Genomic DNA, 25,203 nt, shown 5'->3' on the forward strand with positions numbered 1-25,203 from the left:
TGGGGTGCAGGGGGCTGTAACGGATTCTTGACGTACAGTTCCGGTCACGGCATTCAAAGGGCGGTACTGTCCCCCGGACAAAGCCGGTTCACTTCGAACAACAGCGGTCACGTGAGACCTCGCGCGCCGTGCGACGCCCACGAAGGAGGCAACTCGGTGTCCACGAACGAGGAGGGCGCATCGCGCCCGCGTCGTATACGCGACTTCGCCGACCGCTGGCCCTTCAGACGCAAGCTGAACCTGCTCGTCCGGGTGCCGCTGGCCGTGGTCGCCGTGCTGCTCGCCTACCTCATCGCCGAGCAGACGATGCAGTCGCGCGACGCCTCGGACGCCGCCCGGCTGGTGCGGGAGAGCGCCGAGGTCGCCACGCTGGTGGACCGGCTGGCCGCCGAGCACCAGCAGGCGATCCTGCTCTCCGTACGGCACGAGGCCTCCGACGGCGACGAGCCCTCGTCCGCCGCCTACCGCACCGCCCAGACCATGGTGGACTCCCAGGTCCAGCGGGTGCGCGACACCTTCGGGGACCGGCTGCCCGACACCGAGGCGCAGGCCCTCAAGAGCGTCACGGGACTGAACAGCCTGCGGGACACCGTCGAGCAGAGCTATCTGCCGGCCAGCAACATCGACCCGGCCTACACGCACGCCGCCAACGGGCTCATCGACGGTCTGGGTCTGGACCGCAATCCCGACCTCGCCACCACGTTCACCGGCAACCTCCTCGACTCGCTGCTGCGCGCGGGCGCGGCCCACAGCGCCTTCGAGACCGGCGTCTTCTCCGCGTCGACCGGTGACTCCAACGCGCTCATCGAGTTCATCGGAGCCATCGGCTCCTACGACGAGTACACGCATCAGGCAGAACGTTTCGCCAGGTTCGCGACCGAGTCGCAGACCGCGCAGCTCGACGGCATCAAGTACACGGCGGCGCAGAGCATCATCAGCCGCCAGTACACCGACCTCCAGATCGACCCCGGCTCCTTGCAGGGCGATTCGCCCGCCGAGATCCGCAGCTCGCTCGCGGCGGCGCTGGACTCCTACGGCGCCTACCGCGACCAGGCGAAGACCCGGCTGGCGATCACCACCTCGCTCATCCACCAGCTCGCCGACGAGGCGGACAGCGCCTCCGACTCGGCCGCCTGGCGCGCGGTGCTGCTGCTCGGTTCGGCCCTGCTCGGCTTCGCCGTCTGGCTGGTCCTCGCGATGCTGGTGCGCCGCTCGGTGGTCCGCCCGGTGCAGGCCCTCACGGGCGCCGCGCGGGAGGTCGCCGACGTCGCCGAGCGCGAGCTGGCCCGGGTGGCCGACGACGACGCCGAGGACGACGGTCCGCCGCGGCTGCGCGAGATGCCGGTGACGGCCCGCGACGAGATCGGTGAACTCGCCGAGGCGTTCAACCAGGTGCAGACCACGGCCGCCGCGCTGCTGGAGCGGCAGGTGCTCAGCCGGCGCAACGTCGCCGAGATGTTCGGCAACGTGGGCCGCCGGGTCAGCAACCTCACCACCCGGCAGCTCGCCCTGATCGACGCGGTGGAACGGGGCGAGACGGACCCCGCGCTGCTGGAGCGGCTGTACTCCATCGACCACATCGCGGTCCGGCTGCGCCGCAACGCCGACAGCCTGATGCTGCTCGCCGGCATCCACGAGGCCGTCCTCGACGCCGGTCCGACCTCGCTCACCAACGTCGTACGTGCCTCGCTCGGCCAGATCGAGGGCTATCAGCGCGTGGAGATGCGTGCGCGGACCGAGGTCAGGGTGGAGCCGGAGGTCATCGGCGACCTGACGCTGATGATGGCCGAACTCCTGGAGAACGCGGTGTCGTTCTCGCCGGAGGGCAGCCCGGTCGAGGTGTCGGTGTCCCTCTCCGGCGACGACGCGGTCGTCGTGGTCGCCGACCACGGTCTCGGCATGAGCCCCGAGCGGCTCGACGAGGAGAACGCGCGCCTGATCCGCCGCGAGCGGCTGGACGTCGTACCGACGAAGGTCCTCGGTCTGTTCGTGGTCGGTACGCTGGCCCGCCGCTGGGAGATCACGGTCGCCCTGTCGCGCACCCCGGGCGGCGGCGTGACGGCCGAGGTGACGGTGCCGTCCTCGCTGCTGGTGACGGGCAGTACGACGGGGGCGACGGCGACGGCGGCGCTGACCGCGGTCGCCGCGGCCGCGAAGACGCCGGAGGCGGCGGACGACGCCCCTGCCGCTCCTGTCTCTCCTACGGCTCCTGCCGCTGCGGCCGCTTCTGCCGTGACGCCCACCGGGCCCGTGCCCTCGCCCGCCGCCGAGGTGGACGCCGCACCGGACGACGACGGCGACTCCGACAGTCCGCGGCGCCTCCCCCGCCGGGTGTCCCCGCGGGAGTCCGCGCCGGAGCCCGCTGCGAACGGGACGCCGGTGGCCGCCGGGGCCCGGCCGCTGCGGCGCCGGGTCCGAGGTGCGACCCTGCGCACGACGGGAGTCGACACCGCCGAGCGTCCGGTGTCGCGGCAGGCCGCGCCGACCGTGGACGCGGACGAGGTGCGGGCCGCGCTCGAGGAGTTCGAGGCGGCCGTCGAGCGGGCGAACCGCGACAGCAACGACAACGGCGGCCATGAGGATCGGGCCGTCCCGAGCACGACCCCCCGCACGCACGACCAGAACGGCCTCCCGGAAGGAGCGCAGCAGTGAGCACGTCGACAGGTGGCACCCCGGCGGAAGGCGCCACGCCGGCCGAACTGAAGGCCGCCGCAGCCGACTTCACCTGGCTGCTGAACCGCTTCGCGAAGGAGACGGCCGGCGTCGTGGACGCCATCGCCGTCTCCTCCGACGGACTCCTCATCGCCGTGTCCGAGCTGCGTGAGCAGGCCGACTCCGAGCGGCTCGCCGCGATCGTCTCGGGCATCACGAGCCTGGCCGCCGGAGCCTCCGGCAACTACGGCCTCGGCGGCCTGAACAAGGTCATCATCGACCTGGAGGGCGGCCATGTCCTGGTCTCCGCGATCGGCAGCGGCGCCGTGCTCGGCGTGGTCGCCGACAAGGAGGCCAAGCTGGGCAACATCGCCTACGAGATGACCGTGTTCGCCAACCGCGCCGGTGCCGCTCTCAGCCCGCAGCTCGTGCTGGAGCTGAAGAACAGCGTCGGCGCCGCGTCGGGTCGCTGACCCGGGAACGGACAACGCCATGGCGGACGGCACCCCACCACCGCGACCCAGCGGTCCGGACCCGGCCGGCTTCGCCTCCGCCGTGCGGCCGTTCCTGCTCACCGCCGGCCGGGTGGCGGACGGCGGCGACGGCCCGTCGCTGCCCGTGGAGACCCAGGTGGTGGCCACCGCCGAGGGGCTCGACGCGCTCGACCGGCTCTCCTTCGAACAGCACGACATCGTCGCCGTGTGCCGGATCCCGCAGTCCCTCGCGGAGATCGCGGCCCGGCTGCGGCTGCATCTGAACGTGGTGCGCGTCCTCGCCGAGGACCTGCGCGCGGCGGGGCACCTGACGGTGCACGTGCCCGACTCCGGCGTCGTCCACGACGCATCCGTCCTGCGCAGGGTCATCGACGGCCTGCGCGCCATCCCCGACGCACGAGGGGTTCTGAGTGACAGCGACTGAACCGGCGACCGTACGACCGCCGTTGCCGGTCAAGATGGTGATCTCGGGCGGCTTCGGCGTGGGCAAGACCACCGCCGTGGGCGCGATCTCCGAGATCGAGCCGCTGACCACCGAGGCCGCCATCACGGAGGTCGCGGCGGGCGTGGACGACCTCACGCACACCCCGCTGAAGACCACGACCACCGTGGCCATGGACTTCGGCTGCCTCACCATCGACCCGACGCTGAAGCTGTATCTGTTCGGCACGCCCGGCCAGGAGCGGTTCGGGTTCATGTGGGACGACATCGTCGAGGGCGCGGTCGGCGGGCTGGTCATCGTCGACACCCGGCGCCTGGACGACTGCTACGCGGCCGTCGACTACTTCGAGCACCGGGGCATCCCCTTCGCGGTGGCCGCCAACGCCTTCGACGGCAAGGTCGAGCACACCATGGAGGAGATCCGCTGGGCCCTCGACGTCACCGAGGGCGTCCCGGTCGTCGTCTTCGACGCCCGGGAACGCGGCTCGGTACGGGACGCTCTGCTGGTCGTACTGGAACTGGCACTGGCCCGCACGGGCGCCTGACGGGGTGCAGGGGCGAGTCCTCGGCCGCGGCGCCGTCGTGGCTGGTCGCGCAGTTCCCCGCGCCCCTGGGGGCGTTGCCCGGCCGCAGCTGGATCCGTCGGGCCCGCTCAGGCCCGCCTGCGTACCCCCGGCGACACCGCGAAGCGGCCCGCTGCCCAGAAGACGCCCAGGGTCACCAGGGCCAGGCCCGCGACGAGGGTGGCGCCGCCCACCACCTTCTCGTAGTTGCGCTGGTAGAGGCCGTCGACGATGTAGCGGCCGAGGCCGCCCAGGGCCACGTACGCGGCGATGGTGGCCGTCGAGACGATCTGGATGGCCGCGGAGCGCAGGCCGCTGAGGATCAGGGGGAGCGCGGCCGGCACCTCGACCTGGAAGAGGACCCCCAACTCGCCCATGCCCATGCCCCGGGCCGCGTCCACCGGCGACGGGTCGACGGAGCGCATCGCCTCGTACGTGGTGACGAGGATCGGCGGGACGGCGAGGATGACCAGCGGGGTCATCACGTTGACCATGCCGAAGCCCACCAGCAGCGTCATCAGCACCAGCAGGCCGAAGGTGGGCAGGGCCCGCCCGGCGACGGCGATGAAGGCGAGGGCGTTGCCGCCGCGTCCGTAGTGCCCGGTGACCAGGCCGACCGGCAGCGCGATCAGGGCGGCGATGCCGAGCGCCTGGAGGGTGTACTGGATGTGCTCGCCCACGCGCGTGGGAATGCCGTCGTAGCCCTGCCAGTGGGCGCTGTCGTTGAAGAAGTCACTGATGAAGTGGAACAGGTTCACCGGGCTGCGTCCTCCAGGGCTGCGGCGGCCGGTTCGGGCCGGTCGGCCTTCGTTGTCGGACGCGAGCGGCGCGGCATCCACGGCGTCAGCAGTACGCGTACGGCGACCAGCAGCGCGTCGGCGAGGATCGCCAGGACGGCCATGCTGAGCACGGCGTTCAGGGCGAGTTCGGGCCGGTTGTAGATGTTCGCGTCGTTGATCATGTTGCCGAGCGCGCCCTGGTTGCCGATGAGGGCACCGACGCTGACGAGGCTGATGCTGGACACGGTCGCCACGCGCAGCCCGGCGACGATCGCCGGCACCGCGATCGGCAACTGCACCTGGACGTAGCGGCGTACGGGGCCGAAGCCCATGGCCGTGGCGGCGGCGAGGGTCTCCTGGGGGACCGAGCGGACGCCGTCGACGATCGCCGGGACCAGGACGACGAGGCTGTAGACGGTGAGCGGGATCATCACCGTGAGCTCGGTCTGGCCGGTGTAGTCGATGAGCAGGACGAAGAAGGCCAGCGAGGGGATGGCGTACAGCACGGTCGTGACCCACAGCACCGGCGGGTACAGCCAGCGGAACCGCACGCACAGCTGGGCCAGCGGCAGCGAGATCAGCAGTCCGGCGAGGACCGGCAGCAGGGCCTCGCGCAGATGCAGCCCGACCAGTCCGAGCCAGCTGTGCTGGAGGTCGCTGGGGATGTCGAAGAAGCGGTCCCAGTTCATCCGGCGACCTTCACGTCCGTACGGCCCTCGCCCCGTCCGTCGGAGCCGCCGCCGTCGGCGTCACGTGCCCCGCCCTCGGCATGGGCGCCCCGGATGGCCTCGGCGATGGTCTGCTGGGAGACGACCCCGGTGGCCCGGCCGTCGGCGTCCACCGCGACGGCCCAGCCGGTGGGCGAGAGCACGGCGCAGTCCAGTGCGGCGCGCAGCGAGTCGGTGCCGGGGGCGAACGGCCGCCCGTGAGGCAGGAGTTGATCCGTCTCGACGGATCCGGCGGTCAGGTCCCCCGGCTCGCTCCAGCCGAGCGGCTTGCCGTCGGGGTCCGTGACGAGGAGGTAGGGGGCCTCGGTCGTGTCGTGCGCGGCGATCCGCTCGGCCGTGGCGTCGATCGCCACGACGGGCCCGGTGAGCAGGTCGAGGCCGGCGGCGGGGAAGAAGGACAGCCGCCGGATGCCGCGGTCGGCGCCGAGGAAGTCCTCGACGAACGCGTCGGCGGGGTGGGAGAGCAGTTCGGCGGGCGGCGCGAACTGGGCGAGTTTGCCGCCGGTGCGCATCACGGCGACCATCGTGCCGAGCTTGACGGCCTCGTCGATGTCGTGGGTGACGAAGACGATGGTCTTGCCGAGCTCCTCCTGGATGCGCAGCAGTTCGTCCTGGAGTCCCTTGCGCACCACGGGGTCGACGGCCGAGAACGGCTCGTCCATGAGCAGCACCGGCGGATCGGCCGCGAGGGCCCGTGCCACGCCGACGCGCTGCTGCTGGCCGCCGGAGAGCTGGTACGGGTACCGCTTGGCGAGGGTGCCGTCGAGGCCGACCCGCTCCATCAGCTCGCGGGCCCGGGAGCGGGCCTTCTCCTTGCCCCAGCCGAGCATGCGGGGCACGGTGGCGATGTTGTCGAGGATCGTGCGGTGCTGGAAGAGACCGGCGTTCTGGATGACGTATCCCATGGACCGGCGCAGGGTGTTGACCGGCTGCTGCTGTATGTCCACGTCGTCGAGGAGGATCGTGCCCTCGCTGGGCTCGACCATCCGGTTGATCATCCGCAGGGTGGTCGTCTTGCCGCAGCCCGAGGGCCCGACGAGAACGGTGATCGAGCGGTCGGGTATCTCCAGCGAGAGCCGGTCGACCGCCACCGTGCCGTCCGGGTAGCGCTTGGTGACTGAATCTATCCGTATCAAAACGCCGAATATCCTTCGGAATTGGCGGAGACTGACCGTTCCGTTCCGGCCATTCACACAGGCCGTCGCTGGTCGAGTCTAGACCGCTTGTGTTGCAGAAATTCGAACGGCTGCACCGGCCCTGTCAGATGCCGCGCAGGTGGGCGCGGCGGACGGTGACCAGCGCGCGCCAGCGGGCACGGGTGGTCTCCTCCCCGTCGATCCAGCGGGCCCGGGACGGCCGGCCGTCGGGCAGGGGCCGGCCGGCCATGAAGCACACCAGGTCCGGGTAGTAGGCGTAGTCGCCCGCGACCAGGTCGCGCAGGCGTCCGAGGGAGGCGGTGAGCCGGTCCCGGTCGTCCAGGACGGCGTGGTGGAAGCCCAGGGCGAGTTCGAGGGTCAGCCGGGCCGCCGTGATCCCGGAGACCTCGGCCTCGGCGCGCAGCACACGCGCCCGGTCCTCCAGCCCGGCGGCCGCCGCGCCGGCGTCGCGCACGAGGGCGGCGATACGGGTGGTGAGGCGGGTCGCCCGCAGGTCGAGGCCGGTGAGCAGCTGCTGGGCGAGGACGAGTTCGTCCTCGGCGACGGCGGGGTCGGCGAAGGCCAGTGTGAAGGCCCGCTGGGCCTGGGCGGTGGCGCGTTCCCCGGCGACCGCGTGCTGCTCGGCCTCCTCGCGCGCCGCCTCGTAGGACCGCGCGGCGCGCGCCATGTCGCCCTGCACCCACCACACGTCGCCGAGGATCCGGTGATGGCGGCCGGCCCAGCCGAGGGTGCCGGCGGTGCGCAGCGCGGTGGGGAAGTCACCGGCGAGCCGCGCCAGGTGGGCGAGTCCGCGCCGGGCCGCGGGTGCCAGCCGTCCGCCGCCGTCGGCGACGAGGCACATGCCGTGCCGGGAGTCGTCCGACCGGCCGAGGTCCCGCTCGGCCTTGGCCCGGTAGTAGACGGCCATGTCCCGCAGTTCGGGCGGCAGCAGCCCCGACTCGACGACCGCGGTGAGCCGGGCGACCGTGGACTCGCGGTGCTCGTGCTGACGGCGGCCGAGCGCGCCGAGGGTCTCCACCAGGGCGTCGGCCGCCGTGCGCGGCGCGGTCCCGTGCGCCGGACCTGGCGGGGCGAGCGGTTCCCACACGGAGTCGCCGACATAGCTCCAGGCCGCTTCGGCCAGCCACCCCAGGTCGAGACCGAAGTCCCGGGCCAGACGCAGCCCTTGGCGCAGACAGTTGACGAGCAGGTCGCGGTCCCCGTCGGCGGCGGCCGCCCGGCGTTCGCCGATCGCGTCGAAGGCGCGGGCCGCCGCGCGCGCCCAGTCCCCGGCGGACCAGCGGTCGTCCGCCCGGTCGTCGGCCGTGCGGATGGTGGAGCGGATCACCGCGTGCAGGTGGTACGGCCACACCGCGTGCGGATCGGTGCGCACGAACGGGCGCTCCACGAGGCGCAGCGCCGCCGCGTCGTACGTCATCCCGGCGGCCCTGGCGGCCAGGGGCACGTCGAAGTTGTCCAGCAGGGACACCGAGCGCAGCACATGGCGCTCGTCGGGTGTGAGGTCGCTGAGGGTGCGGCTGATCAGGGCCGGGAAGTCGACGTCGAAGTCGGCGGGGCCGGGCTCGCGCCCGCTGCGCCGGATCGCCAGGAACCGCTGGACGGCGAGGTCGAGGTGGAGCGGGAGGCCGTGCGAGCGTGCGGTGACGACCGCGCGGACGTCGGGTGCGATGACGGGGGTGCCGTCGCGGGTGAGCCGGCGGGCCAGGTAGTCGTCGCAGTCCTCGGCGGAGAAGTCGCCGATGAGGATCTGCCGGCGCGGGGACGGTCCCGCCGAGGCGGCCTCCGCCGCGGGCCCGCTGGGCACGGCCAGGCCTGGCCAGGCCGTGGGCCCGGTCCAGTCGAGCTGGCCGTGCAGGGCTTCCTCGGCCCATTGCAGCCGGCTGCGTCCGGTGACGACGAAGAAGGCGTTGGGCATGAGCCATACGACGCGCTGGAGAAGTCGTTCCAGGTCGCGGTGGACGCGGTCGCCGACGTCCTCGAAGGTGTCCAGCAGGATCACCGGCAGGACCGCCCTGCCCGCGGGCAGCCGCGCGAGCTCCCAGGCGAGCAGGTGGGTGTAGTAGGAGAGGGCGTCCAGGTCGGGCTCGGCCTCCAGCAGGTCGGCCAGCCGGGAGCAGCCCGCGAGCGCCCGTACGGAGGCGCGGTGGTCCCGCAGTGCGCGGACGACGCTGCCGGTGACCTGCCCGACGACCGCGCCGACCGTGCCGGGCAGCAGCACCGCCTGGGCGATGTCGGCCAGCGCCGACTGCATCTGCTGCGGCACTGCCTTGCCGAAGCGCCGGCCGAGCCCGCCGCGGCGCAGGAACTCCTCCAGGGACTCGCCGGGGTGGACGTGGTCCCAGTAGCGGCGCAGCGCCAGGTCGAAGGCGGGCAGCGGGCGGCCGAGCTCGGCGAGGGCGAGCCTGACGGTGAGGACCACGCGCTCGAAGTCGGTGCCCGCCGAACGGGCGAGGTCGATCCGCACCGGCAGGACGCGACCGGTCACCCGGACGGGTTCGCCCCACTGGGTGGGCCGGTGCTCGCCGTGAGCGAGGGCGGCCTCCACCTTCCGGGACAGGGTCGACTTCCCTATGCCGCCGACGCCGTGGAACACGAGAACGTTGTCACGCGGCGCCTCCAGGTCCTCCACGTCGAAGCCGGGTGCGGCCACTGTCCGCACATGCCCGGCGAGGGCGTCGGTGACGGCCTCCCACTGCTCCTGACGGTTGGTGAAGTGCTCCTCGACCTGGATTCCCCGATCATTCGAACCGAACAGCGCACGAAGATCCCGTCCGCCCACCGACACTCCCCCCGGGTATACCCGGATTTTATGTGCGGGCAACCGAGCACCCCATAGCGGAATCGGCCATTCCACAAGAACTCTGCGTGTTCGTCACGACGTACGAGTGTCACTGACGAGGCAAGGGTCCTAAGCTGTGGGCCACGGAACGGGGGAAGGACACACGCCTCTCCGCGCTCCGCTCTCGCCCCATAGGACACGGAGAGAAATAGGTGTGGTTGACCAGGGCCCTGGGAATTCTTACGCCCGACAAAGGCCAGGCCGCTGAAGCCGTCGAGGTGCCCGTCGTGCCCGAGCCGGAAATCCCGCAGCGCCCGCCCGCGCCACCGCCGGAATCCCCCCGCACCGAGGCGGCCGGGTATGCCGCGGCGCTGGAATGCGTACGCCTGGCCATCGCCTGGTACAACAGGGCCATTTATCTCGAGGAACGTTCACCGTCACCGGACCGTGAACGCCTGGACAGCCTCATCTCCGAACGCCGCGCGTGTGTCACCGACCGGAAATACCTCGCCGATGCCGAGGCTTCCGAAGTCGCGCGCATGTCACTGGTTTACGGCCGGAAGTTACGGCGCCTGCTGGAGGAATGCCCGGCGGAGTGGGGCGCCTCTCAGTTGACCGACGGCATCAACGGTCCGGCGAGTTCCTCGATGCGCTCCCATTCCTTCTGATACATCGGCAGGTCGCGGTACAGCCGCTTCTGATTGGCGCGAAAGGCCGCGGCCTCCGCGTTCGTATAGCCACGCCACCACTCCTTGCGCAGGGCTTCGACCGCGCCGGGCGGGAGCAGGCCTGCGGTGTCGCGCTCGCTGTGGTGCAGGACGGTGCCGTCCCGGCGCACCACCTTCAGGGAGTCGACCGCCGACTGGGCCTCCACCGCCTCGACGACCCGGGCGAGCGCGCGGAAGCAGGCGTGGTGTCCGGTCGCGGAGGTGAACCGGGCGGAGGGACTGTTCTCCCGGTACGCCTGCGCGTACCGCAGGCCGATGCCCTGCCAGCTGTCCGCCTCACGGACCGCGAGGACGACGAGTTCGACGCGGTAGCCCTCGCCGCGAAAGGCGCTGACGTCGTCGAGGAACTCCTGGGGCGGCCCGGGGCTGATCTCGACGACGAGGTCCCCGCCCTGACGGCGGACCATGCCCTCCACGCGTCGCTGCCACGCCTTGTACACGGGGCGGATCCGCTCTCCCGCGGTGCGGGGGTTCGCCGCCAGGAGCATCAGATAGGCGGGGTGCTCGACCTTGAATTCGTCCCCGCAGATACGCGTCGCCTTCTCGCGCCCCCGCACCAGATGCCGGTTCTCGGACTTGCCGGCGCCGGGCTGCGCCATGACGTGCACGACGACGGGGTTCGCCTGCGGCACGATCGCGTGCTCGTAGTCGGGCCGGATACGGTCCTCGAAAATCGACTCCAGGTCAGCACGCGACAGTTCGACGTAAAAGCCCGAACAGGTACCGCACGGACATCTCCGCTCACGCGGAGAGGAACCAACCCGACGAACGATGTACAAGGGGGGTCCTCGCTCTGTGAAGCCTCATCAGCACGGAAGCGGCGGTGGGGCATCGGAAATCCGCGGGGCGTGATTCCCACGGATCGCCGCAACCTCGGCAGCATCAGGAATCATCTTCGCTCCCACCCCGTCCCTACCGCAACGGCCATACAGCATTCCGAGCGGTATCGCTCTCGCACACGACGGTGAAAGACCGTCCACCATGCGTACAGCAGGTGTACCAGCAGCCCCATCTGACACATCGCCAGCGCAAATACGTTACTGCAAATTTGCGCCAATACTGAATCGGGCGGGTTTCAGAAGGCCGGCGCCGCCCTGCTGCGGCCTGCTCAACTCCCTTTATCGGAAGCCCTCTTGCGGCGTTTACCGGCTCGACGGCGCCGGGGCCGGCGGGCCGCTGCGCAGGGCGGCGAAGGAACGGCCCCCCGCCGTCCACCGGGCGACGGTGTGCCAGCCGGCGCGCTCCGCGTACCGCAGCAGGGCGGGCGTGCCGAGGCGGGCCCACGGGAAGGCGGTGCCGGTCGCTCCGCGGGCGTCGGTGACATGGACCCGGACTCGTTCGTCGAGGTCGATGTCCGGCACGGTCTCGGCGATCAACAGGCCGCCGGGGGTGAGGAGTCGGCCGGTCCGGGCGAGCAGGGCCGCGGGATCGCCGCCGATGCCGATGTTGCCGTCGATGAGCAGGGCGGTGCCCCAGCGGCCCTCGCCGGGCAGGGGGTCGAAGACGGAGCGCCGCAATGCCGGTGCGCCGAGCCGCAGCGTGCGCGCCACGGCGGCCTCGCTGACGTCGATGCCGAGCACGCGCCGGCCCTGCCCGCTCAGCGCCGCGACCAGCCGCCCGGGTCCGCATCCGACGTCGAGCACCGCACCCTCACAGCGCCGCAGCACCTCCAGATCGGCCGCGTCGGCCTCCGCACACCACCGCTCCACGTCCAACGGCAAGAGCCAGCCGTCGGTACGACGCAGGAAGAGGGGGCCGCGCCCGCTGCCGAGGGCGAGGGAGTAGGGGTCAGCGGACCATGCGCCGTCGGCGGGCGGGGGTGGTACGGGGAGGGGCTGTCGTGGGCCGGTGTCGGTGGTGGTGCCCGTGCTGGTGGCGGCCGGGGCGGGGACCGGGGGTTCGGTGACGGTACTCGCGCCGGCGACGACCTGTCCGGGGGCGACGGGCTCGGTGACGCTCCCTGCGCGGGTGGCGGCAGGACCGGGCACCACCGGCTCGGTGACAGTCCCCGCGCGGGTGGCGGGAGGACCGGGCACCACCGGCTCAGTGAAAGTCCCCGGGACCGTGCGGCGGGTCGGCTGGCGGGATATCCATGTCGCCGTCAGGCGGCGCAGGGGCGTCATCGGTGGGAGGCCGGGGCGAGGCGGGCAAGTGCTGCGGCGAAGCGGCCGGTCGGGGCCGTTCTGGCGACCAGGTCGGCGTCGTACGCCGTGTCGACGTCCCGCAGTCGCGGCAGGTCGCGTACCCGGAGGTCCCCGAGGCGGGCGCGCTGGGCGGCGCCCGTGTGCGGGGTCGACATCGGGACGCCGCGCAGGCGGGACGGGTCGGGTTCGGCGAGTCCGAGTGCCCAGAAGCCGCCGTCGTCGGCCGCGCCGAAGTACGCGTCGCAGTCGGACCAGTCCACCGTCAGCAGTTCCGGCGTCACCTGCGGGGTGTCCATGCCGATGAGCAGCGCCGGGCCGTCGCAGCCCGCGAAGGCGGCGGCCAGCCGTTCGTCGAGGCCGCCCCGGCACTGCGGTACGACCTCGAAGCCGTCCGGCAGCCAGGGACCCGGCGTCCCCTCCAGCACCAGCACCCGGCGCCGCGCGGGCGCGTTAGCGACGGCGTCCAGCGTGTCCGCGAGGGACGCCTCGGCGAGCGCGGCGGCCTCCTCGGGGGTGAAGGGCGGCGTCAGCCTGGTCTTCACCCGGCCCGGCCGGGGCTCCTTGGCGATGACGAGGAGCGTGGTCACGAGCGGGTTCCCTTCCGTTCGGGGGTGTCGGCCCCGGCGCCGGCATCGAGGAGACCAGGACGGTCAGCGGCCTCGGGCGCCACCGCCCCCGTAAGCGACACCCCCGCACCCCCTCCCGAGGGCGCCCGCGTACGCGACGCCCCCGCACTCCCGCCCTCCGCCAGCACCCTGCTCATGTCCCGTACCGCCTGCCAGGTCCCCCGCCAGGTGCCGGTCACCTTCGAGGTGCCGGTGCGTGGGTGGTACGGGACGTCGTGTTCGGCGATGCGCCAGCCCGCGTCGGCGGCGCGGACGACCATCTGGAGCGGGTAGCCGCTGCGCCGGTCCGTCAGGGCGAGGGCGAGAAGGGACTCCCGGCGGGCGGCACGCAGCGGGCCCAGGTCGTGCAGGCGCAGGCCGGTGCGGCGGTGGAGGAGGCGGGTGACGGCGAGGTTCCCGGCCCGGGCCCGCAACGGCCAGGCACCGCGGGACTCGGGGCGGCGTCGGCCGAGGACCAGGTCGGACTCGCCCGCCACGATCCGCCGTACGAAGGGCACCAGGTCGCCCGGGTCGAGCGTGGCGTCGCAGTCGCAGAAGCAGACGATGTCGGCCGTGGCGGCGGTCAGCCCTGCATGGCAGGCGGCGCCGAACCCGCGCCGCTCCTCCCGGACCACCGTCGCCCCGAGCGCCCTCGCGACCTCGGCCGAGCCGTCCGTGGAGCCGTTGTCCACGACCAGCGCCCTCCACCCGGGCGGGATGCGCTCCAGGACCCAGGGCAGCGCCTCGGCCTCGTCGAGACAGGGGAGCACGACGTCGACGGACGCGGCGCGGGGCGGGTTCGGTCCTGCGGATGGGATCGTCACGGCTTTCACCCTACGAGCACGAAACGGGCAAATCGGGCTACGGGTCCTTACGAAACAAGGACGTCGGGCACCGCCAGCCGCATTCACGCGCGCGCGGTGCGAGGCTTGGCGGCATGGAGCAGCAACAGCCGTACTCGCAGGCCGGGGCAAGGAAAGGGGCAGTGGAGGGGACCGGGGCAGGCGCCCGTGTCCTGGTCGTCGACGACGATCCCACCGTCGCCGAGATCGTCACCGGGTACCTCGACCGCGCAGGCTACGTCGTGGACCGCGCCGGCGACGGGCCCGACGCCCTCGCCCGGGCCGCCGCGCACTGGCCGGACCTCGTCGTCCTGGACCTGATGCTGCCCGGCATGGACGGCCTGGAGGTGTGCCGCCGGATCCGTGCCCGCGGCCCCGTGCCGGTCATCATGCTCACCGCGCGCGGCGACGAGGACGACCGCATCCTCGGCCTGGAGGTCGGCGCCGACGACTACGTCACCAAGCCCTTCAGCCCCCGCGAACTCGTGCTGCGCGTCCAGTCGGTACTGCGCCGCACGAGCCCCGTCCAGACGTCGGACACGCTCCGCGCGGCCGGACTCTCGGTGGACCCGGCGGCCCGCCGCGCCGCCAAGGACGGCACCGAACTCGCCCTCACCACCCGCGAGTTCGACCTCCTCGCGTTCTTCCTGCGGCACCCAGGCCGGGTCTACGGCCGGGAGGACCTGATGCGGGAGGTGTGGGGCTGGGACTTCGGCGACCTGTCGACCGTCACGGTCCACGTACGGCGGCTGCGCGGCAAGGTCGAGGACGACCCGGCCGCGCCGCGGCTCATCCAGACCGTGTGGGGCGTGGGCTACCGCTTCGACGCGAGCGGCACCACCGGTACCCCTCCCAGTACCGCACCCGACGAGGTGGCCTGACCATGCGCGACGCCCTCCTGATCGCCCTCTTCGCCTTCCTCGGCGCCGCCGCGGCCGGCGTGCTCGGCGCGTGCGTGCTGCTGCTGATCCGGCGCCGCTCGCTCATCGCGCATCTGACCGTGGTCGCGGGCGTCGGCGTCACCGCGATGCTCGCGGGCACCCTCGCGGTGGCCCAGGCGATGTTCCTGTCCGGGCACGACCTGAGCGTCGTCACGACCGTCGTCGCCATGGCGGCCGTGGTCTCCCTGGCCACCGCCCTGCTGCTCGGCCGCTGGGTCGCTGCCCGCAGCCACGCCCTCGCGCTCGCCGCCCGCTCCTTCGGCGACGGCGGCGACTTCACCTCCCCCGACGGCCCCGCCACCGCCGAACTCGCCGCGGTGAGCCGGGAACTGGAGGCGACCAGCGCGAGACTCGCCGAGTCCCGTGAGCGGGAACGCGCCCTGGAGACCTCCCGGCGCGAGCTGGTCGCCTGGATCTCGCACGATCTGCGCACCCCGCTGGCCGGCATGCGCGCGATGGCAGAGGCCCTGGAGGACGGGGTGGCCGCGGACCCCGACCGCTACCTCAAGCAGATCCGTATGGAGGTCGAGCGCCTCAACGGCATGGTCGGCGACCTGTTCGAGCTCTCCCGGATACACGCCGGGACCCTGACCCTCTCGCTCGCCCGGATGTCCCTGTACGACCTGGTCGGCGACGCCCTCTCGGGAGCGGACGCGCTGGCCCGCGAGCACGGCGTCACGCTGGTCGGCGGGCAGGTCGAGGGGGTGCCGGTGGAGGTGGACGGCCGGGAGATGAGCCGTGTCATCGGGAATCTGCTGGTCAACGCCATCCGGCGCACCCCGGCCGACGGCACGGTCGCCGTCACCGCCGAACGCTCCCCGGACGGTGTCGTGCTGTCCGTGACGGACGGCTGCGGCGGCATCCCCGAGGAGGACCTGCCGCGCGTCTTCGACACCGGCTGGCGCGGCACGCACGCCCGTACGCCCCCGGCGGGCGCCGGGCTCGGCCTGGCCATCGTGCGGGGCATCGTGGAGGCCCACCAGGGGCGGGCCACGGTACGCAACGTCCCCGGGGGCTGCCGTTTCGAGGTGGTACTGCCCGCCGCCGCTTCCTGAACGCGGGCAGTACCACCGGTCCGGCAGGCTACGCCGTGCGCATCCCCGCTTCGGCGAACTCCCGCATTCCTTCCTCGAAGCCCACCTCCGCCTTCCACCCCGACTCGGCCCGCAGGCGCGCCGAGTCCGCGGTGATGTGCCGTACGTCGCCGAGTCGGTACTCCCCCGTCACGACCGGTTCGGGACCGCCGTACGCCGCCGCGAGCGCGTGGGCCATCTCGCCGACGGTGTGCGGGTCGCCGCTGCCGGTGTTGTACGCCGTGAGGGCACCGTCCACGGAACTCGCCTCCAGCGCACAGACGTTGGCGGCGGCGACGTCCCGTACATGGACGAAGTCGCGTCGCTGGCGGCCGTCCTCGAAGACGCGTGGTGCCTCGCCGCGTGCGAGGGCCGAGCGGAAGAAGGAGGCGACCCCGGCGTAGGGGGTGTCGCGGGGCATGCCGGGACCGTAGACGTTGTGGTAGCGCAGCGACACCGCCGTGCCGTCCGTCGCGCGCGCCCACGCGGCCGCCAGGTGTTCCTGGGCGAGCTTGGTCGTCGCGTACACGTTGCGCGGGTCGGCCGGGGCGTCCTCGCCGACCAGTCCGGGCGAGAGCGCGGCGCCGCACGCCGGGCACGGCGGCTCGAAGCGGCCCGCCTCCAGGTCGGCGACGGCACGCGGGCCGGGGCGTACGACGCCGTGCCGCTCGCACTCGTAGCGGCCCTCCCCGTACACGACCATCGACCCGGCCAGCACCAGCCGCCGTACGCCCGTGTCGGCCATGGCGGTGAGCAGGGCGGCCGTGCCGAGGTCGTTGCGGGAGACGTACTCCACGGCGTCGGCGAATCCGGTGCCGAGGCCGACCATCGCGGCCTGGTGGCAGACGGCGTCGACGCCGGTCAGGGCGCGGCGGACGGCGTCGGTGTCCCGCACGTCCGACGCGGGGTCGGTACGGACGTCGTACACGACGGGCTCGTGCCCGCGGGCCGCGAGCGCCTCGACGACATGGGACCCGATGAACCCGGCACCGCCGGTGACAAGTACGCGCATGCCGTCACGCTAGGGCCGGAACCGGCGCCGACGGCTCCCGCGCGCCCGTCACGTCATGACTTCGTAAGGGCTCCGACGGTCAGCGGGATCGTCACCGTGAACACCGTCGCCCCGGGCTCGCTCGTCAGGTCGATACGGCCGCCGTGCGCCCGGACCAGTGACTCGGCGACCGCGAGGCCCAGGCCGCTGCCGCCGCGGTCGCGGCTGCGGGCCTTGTCGACGCGGTAGAAGCGGTCGAAGACCCGCTGCCGGTCGGCGGGCGGGATGCCGGGTCCGGCGTCGGCTATCCGGACCTGTGCGGCGTCGCCGATCAGCGACACCGCCACGGACACCCCGGTGCCGGCCGGGGTGTGCATCGCCGCGTTGGTGAGCAGGTTGTCCAGGACCTGGCGGATGCGCTGCGGGTCCAGGCGCAGCGCGAGGCTGCCGGGGCCGGGGGCCACGGTCAGCGGGTGGCCGGCGTGGGTGACGCGGAAGGCGTCCGCCGCCTGCTCGACGAGGTCCACCAGGTCGGCCTCCTGCGGCCGCAGCGGCGTCTCGACCTCCGCGGCGTCGAGGCGGGCGAGCAGCAGCAGGTCGTCGAGGAGGAAGCCCATCCGGGCGGCCTCCGCGCGCAGCCGCGCCAGGTGCCGGTCGCGTTCCTCGGGGGCGTTGGCCGCCGCGTACTGGAACAGGTCGGCGTAGCCGCGCACCGACATCAGCGGGGTGCGCAGCTCGTGCGAGGCGTCCGCCACGAAGCGGCGCAGGCGCTGCTCGGCCTCCGCGCGGACCACGAGCGAGTCGTCGATGTGCTCCAGCATCGTGTTGAACGCGGTGCGCAGCTCCTCCACCTCGGGCCCGCCGCCGCGCCCGTCGTGCCGCACCGAGAGCCGCCCCGAGTCGGTGAGGTCGTGCGAGGTGATGCCGCGGGCGGTGTGCGCCATGTCGCTCAGCGGCTGCAGGCCCCGGCGCAGCATGCCCCGGCCGAGCACCACGAGCGCCAGCAGGGCGAGGCCGAAGGTGACGGCCTGGATGGTGATCAGCTGGCCGACGGTGTCCTCGATGTCCTCCATGGGCGCCGCGCTGACCAGCACCACACCGGGCTCGACCTCGCAGGCGCGCAGCCGGTACTCGCCCTTGCCCCGCAGATGCTCGGTGCGCAGGACCTCGGTGCTCGCGACGGTCTGCGCGCGGGCCAGGGAGGTGAAGTCGTCGACGTCCGCCGGGACGTCCGCCGGGTCCTCCGGTCTGCGCAGCACGGGCTCGCCGTCCGACACGTCGTACACGGCGTAGTACCAGCTGTAGTACTTCTTGCCGGAGAGCGTGCCGTAGTCGGCGATGGACTTGGACTGGGCGACCTGGCCCTGCGCGAGCTGGGTGTCGAGCTGCGCCGACAGGTAGTCGCGCATGTACGTCGTCAGAGCCGTGCCGACGACCGCGAACACCACCAGCGACAGCACGCCGAGACCCAGCGCCAGCCGGGTCCCGAGCCGCATCCCGCGATACGCCCGCCGCAGCCGCCCGCTCACTCGGCCGCCTGCCGGATGACGTACCCGAAGCCGCGCACGGTGTGGATCAGCGGTGCGGTGCCGTCGTCGGGCTCGTCGAGCTTGCGGCGCAGCCTGCTGACGACCAGCTCGACGACGTTCGAGCGGCCGCCGAAACCGTACTCCCACACATGGTCGAGGATCTGCGCCTTGGTGAGCACGGTCGGCGACTTGCGCATCAGATAGCGCAGCACCTCGTACTCGGTCGGCGTGAGCGTGAGCAGCCTCTCGCCGCGGCGGACCTCGCGGGTGTCCTCGTCCATCGACAGGTCGGCCACCCGAAGGACGGAACGCTGGAAACCGGGACCCGCGCTGCGCCGCAGCACGGTGCGCAGCCGGGCCATCAGCTCCTCCACCGCGAACGGTTTGACCAGGTAGTCGTCCCCGCCGCGGGTCAGTCCGGCCACCCGGTCGGCGACGCCGTCCCGGGCGGTGAGGAACACCACGGGCACCATAGTCCCGGCCGCGCGCAGCCGGTCCAGGACGCCGAACCCGTCGACGTCGGGCAGCATCAGGTCAAGCACCACGATGTCCGGGTGGAACTCGGCGGCCAGCCGCAGCGCCTCCTCGCCGGAGTTCGCGGTGGCCGCCTCCCAGCCCTCGTAGCGGGCGACCGTCGCGACGAGGTCGGCGATGGGCGGGTCGTCGTCAACGACCAGAAGACGTACTTTCTCCACCCGTTCATAGTGCGGCACCCGGCACCGGTCCTCGGGGCCGGGTGCGGGACCGCGGCCACATCGATAATCAGCTGATAGAGGTACGACAGCTTTTCGACAGCTCCGGCCGGACAAGCTCGGTATCCACAGACGAGATCAAGGAGCTGTCGCACGTGACGACCGTCCAATCGCCCCCTGCGCCCCCCACGGCGATACGCCCCAGGGTCGTCGCCCGCACGGGTCTGTACGCCGTGCTGGCCGCGAACGTGGCCGTGGTGCTCTACTTCTTCTTCGCCGCCGGTTTCGCCTCCAACGCGCTCATCGTGACCGGCCGCCTCGCCGGCCTTCTCGGTGCGCTGCTCATGGCCTTCCAGCTGCTGCTGGTGGCCCGCCTGCCGTGGCTGGACCGCCGTATCGGCATGGACCGGCTGACGTCCTGGCACCGCTGGACCGGCTTCAGCGTCCTGTGGGCCCTCCTCGCGCACGCCGTGTTCATCACCTTCGGCTACGCCGAGTCGTCCTCGCTGGACCCGGTGAACCAGCTCATCGACCTCGCGGAGACCGTCGAGGGCGTGCTGCGCGCCGTCGTCGCGCTGGGCATCATCATCGTGATCGGCGCGGTGTCGGCCCGGTTCGCGCGGCGCCGGCTGGCGTACGAGACCTGGCACTTCATCCATCTCTACACCTACGTCGCGGTGGTCCTGGCGTTCACGCACCAGGTCGCGGTCGGTACGTCCTTCACGTCGTCGTCCGCCGCCACGGCGTACTGGTACGGCGTGTGGGGCGTCGCCCTCGCCTCGGTGTTCACCGGCCGCCTGGTCCTGCCCCTGTGGCGGAACTGGCGTCACCAGTTCCGGGTCGAGGCCGTCGTCCCCGAGTCCCACAACGTCGTCTCGATCTACATCACCGGCCGTGACCTGGACCGGCTGCCCGCGCGGGCCGGCCAGTTCTTCCTGTGGCGGTTCCTGACGAAGGACCGCTGGTGGCAGGCCAACCCGTTCTCCCTCTCTGCCGCGCCCGACGGCAGCCGGCTGCGGCTGACCGCGAAGGCGGCCGGCGACGGCTCGGCGGCCCTGCGGCATCTCGAGCCCGGCACCCGCGTCTTCGCCGAGGGCCCCTACGGCGCCTTCACCGCGCTGCACCGGACCCGGCCGGAGGCCGTGCTCATCGCGGGCGGCGTCGGTGTCACCCCGATCCGGGCCCTGCTGGAGGAGCTGCACGGCCACGCGGTGGTGATCTACCGGGTCGCCTCGGACCAGGACGCGGTCCTGTACGGCGAACTGGCCGAGCTCGCCCACGCCAAGGGCGCCGAGCTGCACCTGGTGACCGGCCCGGTCACGCCGGACAAGCTGGCCCCGGCCGAGCTGACACGGCTGGTCCCGGACATCACCGACCGGGACGTCTTCCTGTGCGGGCCGCCACCGATGATGAACGCGGTGATCGGCAGCCTGCGCGAGGCGGGCGTGCCCAAGGAGCAGGTCCATTTCGAGCGCTTCAGCCTGGCCGGCTGAGCAGGACGGGAAGACAAAGTGAAGCGAGCGATACCTGTCCTGGTCCTGAGCGTGGCGGGCCTGATCCCGGTCTGGCGCTACGAGCCGTCCCTCGGCACGCCCACCACGGAGGCGGCCTCCCCGGCCTCGACCCCGTCGGCGGAGTCCGGCGCCGCCGAGTCCGGGTCGTCGGATTCCGGTTCGGCCGCCGGCACCGTGGTCAAGGGCTCGACCGTGAACACCGACAAGGGTCCGGTGCAGGTCCAGGTGACCTTCGCCGGCGACAGGATCACGGCCGTGAAGATGCTCCAGCAGCCGAACCACCCCCAGACCACGGCAGCGGTCCCGCAGCTCGTCGCCGAGACCCTGGAGGCCCAGAGCGCGGACGTCGATACCGTCTCCGGCGCGACGATCACCAGCGACGGCTACAGGGAGTCCCTCCAGGCCGCCATCGACGCGAAGGGCGCGTGACGTGCACCGCGTCGAGCAGGTGATGGGGTTCCCGGTCTCGCTGCGGGTCGACGACGCGCACGTGGGCCCGGAGGCCGCCGACGCCGTGTTCGCGTGGCTGCGCGAGGTCGACGCCCGGTTCAGCCCGTTCAAGGCGGACAGCGAGGTGTGCCGGCTCGACCGGGGCGGGATCGCGCGCCGGGACGTCAGCGCGGACCTCGGCGAGGTGCTGGGGCTGTGCGAGGAGTACCGGGCCGCCACCGGCGGCGCCTTCGACGTACGGCTGCCGGGGCGCGGGCTCGATCCGTGCGCGGTGGTGAAGGGCTGGTCCGTGCAGCGGGCGGCCGAGTCGCTGCGGGCGGCCGGTGCGCGGCGGTTCGTGCTGAACGCCGGTGGTGACGTGGTCGCGGGCGGCGGGCCCTGGCGGGTGGGGGTACGGCATCCCGAGCAGGCCGACAAGGTGTGCACGGTGGCCGAGTTGACGGACGGGGCGATCGCGACGTCCGCGCGCTACGAGCGCGGCGACCACATCATCGACGGCCGCACGGGGCGTCCGGCGACCGGGCTGCTCTCGCTGAGCGTCGTGGCGTCCTCCCTGACCGTCGCGGACACGGTGGCGACGGCGGCGTTCGCGATGGGCGCGGAGGGAATCGACTGGGCGGCGTCCCGGGCGGGTTGCGAGGTGTTCGCGGTGGACGCGGAGCGGCGGGTCCAGCGGACGGAGGGCTTTCCGGTGGCCGGCACGGAGGCGCGAGCGGCGTGAGGGGCCCAGGGGCCGCGTGATCGGCTGAGTGGCTGCCGGGCCGGCGGCCCCTCAGCCGTATCCGGTCGGGTCAGACGCGGGGCAGATGGCGGCTCAGGACGGCCACCAGCCGCTCCGCCTCCTCCGGAGCGTGCAGCCCCCGCTTGGGCAGCACCTCCACGAGCAGGATGTTCGGGTCCCGGCTGAGCAGCACCACGTGGTCGCGGGTCTCGCGGAAACCGCGGAAGACGGACCAGCGCTGGAGGAGCGTCGTGTGCACGGTGTCGGTGGCGATGCCCGTCTCGTTCACGGACGTGCGGTACTCGCCCTGCCAGGAGACGGTGCGCACCACGTGGTGGGCCTGGAGATGCGGGATCGACCAGATCAGGGCGGCGCAGAGGACCGCGGTCACCCATGACGGCGAGGAGCTTCCCTGCGCGGCCACCACCAGCGCGGCGGCGACCGCGAACAGCCCCGTGAAACCCCACCGCACCAGATGCAGGTGCCGTCGGCGCTCACGCACCAGAACGCCCGCGAGGATGTCGGCACGCGTCGGCCGGTAGACCAGCTCGACCGTCTCCTGTGTTCCGTCCTGCTGCAACTCCACGCCCCTCACCCCAGTCCTTCCGGCACCGCGACGACCTCGTCGTACGTCCCCGACGTCCGCTCGGTCACATCCTGCTCGTAGCGGATGCGTTGCCCGTCGTACGGGATCAGGAAGGTGCACTTGAAGGTATGCGCCGTGACCCGGTAGGTCGAGGGGTTTATGACGAGCAGCTCCTCCACGTCCCCGACGGCGATCGCGCTCTCGGGGGTGGTGACCCCGGCCGCGCGCAACTGCCGCAGGGTCGGGGCGAGTTCACGCAGCGCCTTCTGTACGACCGCCCTGTCCCGAACTCCGGTCAGCGGACCGCTCGCCGCACGGGCGCGCAGCTCGACCCGGCCGTCCGGCTGGGCGAGGGTGACCTCGTCGCCGTACTCCCGGAACGCGCCGAGCGCGGCGATCGGGTCCTCGACCTTGTCCGCGAACTCCGGGTCGGTGACGGGCCCGTGCTCCCAGCCGGCCGCGCCTTTCCTGACGTAGACCGTCCCGTCGGCCACGTAGATCTCCTCGGACTTGCTGACGCCCTTGCTGACGGTGGCGCCGGTGGAGTGCAGAGCCCACGCCTCGCCCGTGGTCCGGCGCACGGTGGCGCTGTAGGTCGCGGAGCTCGCCCGCCCGCTCAGCACCAGCCCCTCACGCCCCTTCACCGCGAACGTCCAGCCCTTCTGCCCGGCCATCGCCTCCTCGGCCCGGGCGAGGAACTCCGCGACGGTACGGGGCTCGGCCTCGACGGGAGCGGCCTGCGGGCTCCGGGCACCGGGCTGCGCGGACGCGACGGGCTTCCCCTCGTCCGCCGCGCCCGCACAGCCGGTCAGAGCGGCGGCCAGCAGCACCGCCACCACGGCGACAGCCCTCCCGACACCGGCACCCGTACCTCGCCCGTCAACTGGGCCCATGTGATTCCCCACCCGCTCGCTCGATCAACCGGGAGACCCGCATCGGCTCCCGATGGATCAAGCGAATTCCACGTCAGGAGCGTCACAGGCCACGGGAATGTCGGCGGCTCACTCCCTCCGTGCGCCCCCGGACCGCCACCGGCCGATGGCGAACACCACCGCAGAAGCTCCGAAGAGGGCGGCTGTGAGCAGTAGCCAGCGGGCCGCGAAGTCGGCCGGGGGCCGGCCCGTCGCGCCGGTGTAGCGGTGCGTCACGCGACCGGTGATCAGGGGGAACCAGACCAGGAGGAGCAGGAGGGAGAAGGCGGCGGGGACTCGCACGTAGGGGATCCAGGTGCGGCGGCCGGTCGCCTCGAAGGTGCGTAGCAGGGTCTGGTCCGCCGCCCCGTACAGCGGCACGAGGACGAGGTCGTGGACGATCGCCGCGCCCACGAACCAGAGCGCGATCTCGAACCAGGCTCCGTCCAGCAGCCGCACTCCCGCGTATCCGGCGAGAACGAACGAGCAGGCGAGGAGGAGGATCTGGAGTGGGTTGCCGATCGGGACGGGCAGCTCGGGGCGTCGCATCACAGGTCTCCGAAGGTCAGCCGTGCCACCCACTTGGTGTTCAGCACGCCGGGTGCGGCGGGCACGATGATCCGTGCCGGGTAGCCGTGGTCGGGGGTGAGGTCCTCGCCGTTGACGGCGAGGGCGAGCAGGGAGCGGGGGTCGGCGACCTGGTTGGCGCGCAGGGCGGCCCGGCGGAAGGCGCCGCGCTGCTGGAGGGACTCCACGAGCACGTCGGGCGGGTCCTCGTCGTGGCCGACCAGCGCCGCCAGGTCCCGCAGCCGTACCCCGCGCCACCACTGGTCGGACGTCGACCAGCCCTCCACGCACGCGATCGGCAGGGCCGCGCTGTACTGCGGCATGGCGAGGAGGTCGGCGCGGGTGAGGCGAACCGTGTGGCCGTTCGCGCCGACTACCACCAGCCGCCACGCATCCTCGCTGGTGTCGGCGTCGCGGATCCCGGCGTACGCGGCCGTCTTGTTGATCTGGAAGCCGCCCGGCCCGCTCCCCGGCTCGGCGCCGCCGTGCGGGGCGAGGAGGGCGGTGCGGCGCAGGGGGCCGTCGAAGTTCTGGCCGACCGTCGTGCCGAACAGGAGCAGTGAGCCGCCGCCGACGAACCAGAGGGCGCCGCGCCGGGAGACCGTCGGCTCGGCGGGGCTCGACGCGATCAAGTCGCTCTGTTCTTCGCGGAGTTGACGCAGATTACGCAGGGCCATCGGCGTCTTCAGGACCGCGTGGGCGACGAACGCGGCGATGAAGACCCACGCCCCGTAGAAGTGCAGTGTGTAGAAGGAGCCGGGGAAGATGTAGTCCAGCTGGACGTTGAGCACCCCGGTCACGAACTCGAACAGCGCGCCGCCGACCAGGAGCAGCAGCGAGAGCCGCTCCAGCGCGTGCGCGAGCGACCGCGCCGGCGGCAGCGTGAACAGCCTCGGCACGACCGACCACAGTTTGGCCAGCAGCACGGGGATCAGCGTGATGCCGAGGGTGACGTGGACGCCCTGGTTGAGCCGGTACAGCCAGTGCGGGTCGGTCGGCCAGGAGAACAGGTAGAAGCCGAGGACGCCCTTGTCCGGGGTCTTGTCGTTCACCGGCGACAGGTCGGGGTTGTATGCGGCGTAGGACACGAGGCCCGTCACGAACAGCACCGTGATCCCGCCGAGCAGGACGACGCCGAGCACCGAGGTGAGCCAGGGGCCGCGCAGCGGGCTGCGCCAGAAGGAGGGTGAGAAGGGAGACCGAGCCATGCGCCGACCGTAGGCCGGGCAGGGGCGGGAAACGCCGTCGTGAACCATGACGAATCTCTGACGTCCCCGCCCGTCACGCGTCCGGCGGACCCCGCGCGTCCTAACGTC

25 protein-coding genes are annotated in these 25,203 nt (G+C 72.5%); 10 read left to right on the forward strand and 15 right to left on the reverse strand.

Annotated features, from left to right (window positions below; genetic code table 11):
- The first annotated feature begins 156 nt into the window (after positions 1 to 156).
- From CP983_RS09960 to CP983_RS09975, 4 genes are read left to right on the forward strand one after another with little or no spacing between them, the layout of a single operon-like run.
- Entirely contained in the window at positions 157 to 2,652 is a 2,496-nt protein-coding gene (locus CP983_RS09960; RefSeq protein WP_150499345.1) for an ATP-binding protein, read from the forward strand.
- Positions 2,649 to 3,125 carry a roadblock/LC7 domain-containing protein gene (locus CP983_RS09965; protein WP_030961655.1) on the forward strand — a complete coding sequence of 159 codons (477 nt, stop codon included), beginning with the start codon at positions 2,649 to 2,651 and terminating at the stop codon, positions 3,123 to 3,125. The genes CP983_RS09960 and CP983_RS09965 overlap by 4 nt, the downstream gene beginning before the upstream one ends.
- 19 nt (positions 3,126 to 3,144) lie before the next feature.
- Positions 3,145 to 3,570 carry a DUF742 domain-containing protein gene (locus CP983_RS09970; RefSeq protein ID WP_107907706.1) on the forward strand — a complete coding sequence of 142 codons (426 nt, stop codon included), beginning with the start codon at positions 3,145 to 3,147 and terminating at the stop codon, positions 3,568 to 3,570.
- A gap of 34 nt (positions 3,571 to 3,604) precedes the next feature.
- Positions 3,605 to 4,132: a GTP-binding protein gene (locus CP983_RS09975; RefSeq protein ID WP_229914724.1), complete on the forward strand. Its 528-nt coding sequence runs from the start codon at positions 3,605 to 3,607 to the stop codon at positions 4,130 to 4,132.
- 107 nt (positions 4,133 to 4,239) lie between these two features.
- Here the strand turns inward: CP983_RS09975 and CP983_RS09980 are convergent, their stop codons facing one another.
- From CP983_RS09980 to CP983_RS09995, 4 genes are all read right to left on the reverse strand, one after another.
- A complete protein-coding gene (locus CP983_RS09980) occupies positions 4,240 to 4,908 on the reverse strand; it encodes an ABC transporter permease (RefSeq protein ID WP_150499346.1) in 669 nt (222 codons plus the stop codon).
- Complete coding sequence (locus CP983_RS09985; RefSeq protein WP_150499347.1) at positions 4,905 to 5,618, reverse strand: ABC transporter permease; 714 nt, start codon at positions 5,616 to 5,618, stop codon at positions 4,905 to 4,907. Before CP983_RS09985 ends, CP983_RS09980 begins: the two co-directional genes overlap by 4 nt.
- A complete protein-coding gene (locus CP983_RS09990; RefSeq protein WP_150499348.1) occupies positions 5,615 to 6,793 on the reverse strand; it encodes an ABC transporter ATP-binding protein in 1,179 nt (392 codons plus the stop codon). Before CP983_RS09990 ends, CP983_RS09985 begins: the two co-directional genes overlap by 4 nt.
- A 124-nt stretch (positions 6,794 to 6,917) precedes the next feature.
- Complete coding sequence (locus CP983_RS09995) at positions 6,918 to 9,593, reverse strand: ATP/GTP-binding protein (protein WP_150499349.1); 2,676 nt, start codon at positions 9,591 to 9,593, stop codon at positions 6,918 to 6,920.
- A 218-nt stretch (positions 9,594 to 9,811) separates the two neighbouring features.
- Between CP983_RS09995 and CP983_RS10000 the strand changes: the two genes are divergently transcribed.
- Positions 9,812 to 10,261, forward strand: coding sequence for a hypothetical protein (locus CP983_RS10000; protein ID WP_150499350.1), 450 nt, complete (start codon positions 9,812 to 9,814; stop codon positions 10,259 to 10,261).
- Here CP983_RS10000 and CP983_RS10005 read toward each other — a convergent pair.
- The 4 genes from CP983_RS10005 to CP983_RS10020 all read right to left on the reverse strand — a co-directional run bounded on the left by CP983_RS10005 (position 10,201) and on the right by CP983_RS10020 (position 13,903).
- Positions 10,201 to 10,953 (reverse strand): zeta toxin family protein, encoded by a 753-nt coding sequence (locus tag CP983_RS10005; RefSeq protein ID WP_150499351.1) that lies wholly within the window; start codon positions 10,951 to 10,953, stop codon positions 10,201 to 10,203. The two genes, CP983_RS10000 and CP983_RS10005, sit on opposite strands and share 61 nt — an antisense overlap.
- Positions 10,954 to 11,463: 510 nt before the next feature.
- On the reverse strand, positions 11,464 to 12,360 hold the full coding sequence (locus tag CP983_RS10010) for a methyltransferase domain-containing protein (protein WP_229914679.1): 897 nt from the start codon (positions 12,358 to 12,360) through the stop codon (positions 11,464 to 11,466).
- A gap of 80 nt (positions 12,361 to 12,440) precedes the next feature.
- On the reverse strand, positions 12,441 to 13,052 hold the full coding sequence (locus CP983_RS10015) for a TIGR04282 family arsenosugar biosynthesis glycosyltransferase (RefSeq protein ID WP_150499352.1): 612 nt from the start codon (positions 13,050 to 13,052) through the stop codon (positions 12,441 to 12,443).
- The gene (locus tag CP983_RS10020; protein WP_229914680.1) at positions 13,049 to 13,903 is read right to left on the reverse strand and encodes a glycosyltransferase family 2 protein; all 855 of its coding nucleotides are present in this window, start codon (positions 13,901 to 13,903) and stop codon (positions 13,049 to 13,051) included. The genes CP983_RS10015 and CP983_RS10020 overlap by 4 nt, the downstream gene beginning before the upstream one ends.
- 104 nt (positions 13,904 to 14,007) lie before the next feature.
- On the opposite strand from CP983_RS10020, the gene CP983_RS10025 reads away from it, so the two are divergent.
- Both CP983_RS10025 and CP983_RS10030 read left to right on the forward strand, forming a co-directional pair.
- Complete coding sequence (locus CP983_RS10025) at positions 14,008 to 14,793, forward strand: response regulator transcription factor (RefSeq protein ID WP_229914681.1); 786 nt, start codon at positions 14,008 to 14,010, stop codon at positions 14,791 to 14,793.
- Positions 14,794 to 14,795: 2 nt separating this feature from the next.
- Complete coding sequence (locus CP983_RS10030; protein WP_107907698.1) at positions 14,796 to 15,908, forward strand: sensor histidine kinase; 1,113 nt, start codon at positions 14,796 to 14,798, stop codon at positions 15,906 to 15,908.
- A 28-nt stretch (positions 15,909 to 15,936) separates the two neighbouring features.
- On the opposite strand, the gene CP983_RS10035 is transcribed toward CP983_RS10030, so the two are convergent.
- From CP983_RS10035 to CP983_RS10045, 3 genes are read right to left on the reverse strand one after another with little or no spacing between them, the layout of a single operon-like run.
- Positions 15,937 to 16,938, reverse strand: a complete 1,002-nt coding sequence (locus tag CP983_RS10035) for an NAD-dependent epimerase/dehydratase family protein (protein WP_150499353.1) — start codon at positions 16,936 to 16,938, stop codon at positions 15,937 to 15,939.
- Positions 16,939 to 16,991: 53 nt separating this feature from the next.
- Positions 16,992 to 18,446 (reverse strand): sensor histidine kinase, encoded by a 1,455-nt coding sequence (locus tag CP983_RS10040; protein ID WP_125528908.1) that lies wholly within the window; start codon positions 18,444 to 18,446, stop codon positions 16,992 to 16,994.
- On the reverse strand, positions 18,443 to 19,141 hold the full coding sequence (locus CP983_RS10045; protein ID WP_107908353.1) for a response regulator transcription factor: 699 nt from the start codon (positions 19,139 to 19,141) through the stop codon (positions 18,443 to 18,445). The genes CP983_RS10040 and CP983_RS10045 overlap by 4 nt, the downstream gene beginning before the upstream one ends.
- A 152-nt stretch (positions 19,142 to 19,293) precedes the next feature.
- Between CP983_RS10045 and CP983_RS10050 the strand changes: the two genes are divergently transcribed.
- The 3 genes from CP983_RS10050 to CP983_RS10060 are packed head-to-tail and all read left to right on the forward strand — an operon-like array spanning position 19,294 to position 21,823.
- Positions 19,294 to 20,631, forward strand: coding sequence for a ferredoxin reductase family protein (locus CP983_RS10050; RefSeq protein WP_150499354.1), 1,338 nt, complete (start codon positions 19,294 to 19,296; stop codon positions 20,629 to 20,631).
- An 18-nt stretch (positions 20,632 to 20,649) separates the two neighbouring features.
- Positions 20,650 to 21,081: an FMN-binding protein gene (locus CP983_RS10055; RefSeq protein WP_150499355.1), complete on the forward strand. Its 432-nt coding sequence runs from the start codon at positions 20,650 to 20,652 to the stop codon at positions 21,079 to 21,081.
- 1 nt (position 21,082) lies between these two features.
- Positions 21,083 to 21,823 carry an FAD:protein FMN transferase gene (locus tag CP983_RS10060; RefSeq protein WP_229914682.1) on the forward strand — a complete coding sequence of 247 codons (741 nt, stop codon included), beginning with the start codon at positions 21,083 to 21,085 and terminating at the stop codon, positions 21,821 to 21,823.
- A gap of 70 nt (positions 21,824 to 21,893) precedes the next feature.
- Here the strand turns inward: CP983_RS10060 and CP983_RS10065 are convergent, their stop codons facing one another.
- The 4 genes from CP983_RS10065 to CP983_RS10080 all read right to left on the reverse strand — a co-directional run bounded on the left by CP983_RS10065 (position 21,894) and on the right by CP983_RS10080 (position 25,095).
- Positions 21,894 to 22,409, reverse strand: coding sequence for a YcxB family protein (locus CP983_RS10065; RefSeq protein WP_150499356.1), 516 nt, complete (start codon positions 22,407 to 22,409; stop codon positions 21,894 to 21,896).
- A 5-nt stretch (positions 22,410 to 22,414) separates the two neighbouring features.
- Positions 22,415 to 23,248: a hypothetical protein gene (locus tag CP983_RS10070; RefSeq protein WP_150499357.1), complete on the reverse strand. Its 834-nt coding sequence runs from the start codon at positions 23,246 to 23,248 to the stop codon at positions 22,415 to 22,417.
- Between the two features lie 162 nt (positions 23,249 to 23,410).
- Positions 23,411 to 23,869, reverse strand: coding sequence for a hypothetical protein (locus CP983_RS10075; RefSeq protein ID WP_150499358.1), 459 nt, complete (start codon positions 23,867 to 23,869; stop codon positions 23,411 to 23,413).
- Positions 23,869 to 25,095, reverse strand: a complete 1,227-nt coding sequence (locus CP983_RS10080; RefSeq protein WP_167537678.1) for a molybdopterin-dependent oxidoreductase — start codon at positions 25,093 to 25,095, stop codon at positions 23,869 to 23,871. Before CP983_RS10080 ends, CP983_RS10075 begins: the two co-directional genes overlap by 1 nt.
- Between the last annotated feature and the right edge of the window lie 108 nt (positions 25,096 to 25,203).

It is taken from the genome of Streptomyces chartreusis (assembly GCF_008704715.1).
GTDB lineage: Bacteria > Actinomycetota > Actinomycetes > Streptomycetales > Streptomycetaceae > Streptomyces > Streptomyces chartreusis.

Bases quoted from the DNA above. Each gene is read 5' to 3' on its own strand.
- CP983_RS10035 (WP_150499353.1), bottom strand. From the start codon at position 16,938: ATGCGCGTACTTGTCACCGGCGGTGCCGGGTTCATCGGGTCCCATGTC.
- CP983_RS09975 (WP_229914724.1), top strand. From the start codon at position 3,605: ATGGTGATCTCGGGCGGCTTCGGCGTGGGCAAGACCACCGCCGTGGGC.
- CP983_RS09970 (WP_107907706.1), top strand. From the start codon at position 3,145: ATGGCGGACGGCACCCCACCACCGCGACCCAGCGGTCCGGACCCGGCC.
- CP983_RS09985 (WP_150499347.1), bottom strand. From the start codon at position 5,618: ATGAACTGGGACCGCTTCTTCGACATCCCCAGCGACCTCCAGCACAGC.
- CP983_RS10075 (WP_150499358.1), bottom strand. From the start codon at position 23,869: ATGCGACGCCCCGAGCTGCCCGTCCCGATCGGCAACCCACTCCAGATC.
- CP983_RS10080 (WP_167537678.1), bottom strand. From the start codon at position 25,095: ATGGCTCGGTCTCCCTTCTCACCCTCCTTCTGGCGCAGCCCGCTGCGC.
- CP983_RS10025 (WP_229914681.1), top strand. From the start codon at position 14,008: ATGGAGCAGCAACAGCCGTACTCGCAGGCCGGGGCAAGGAAAGGGGCA.
- CP983_RS10030 (WP_107907698.1), top strand. From the start codon at position 14,796: ATGCGCGACGCCCTCCTGATCGCCCTCTTCGCCTTCCTCGGCGCCGCC.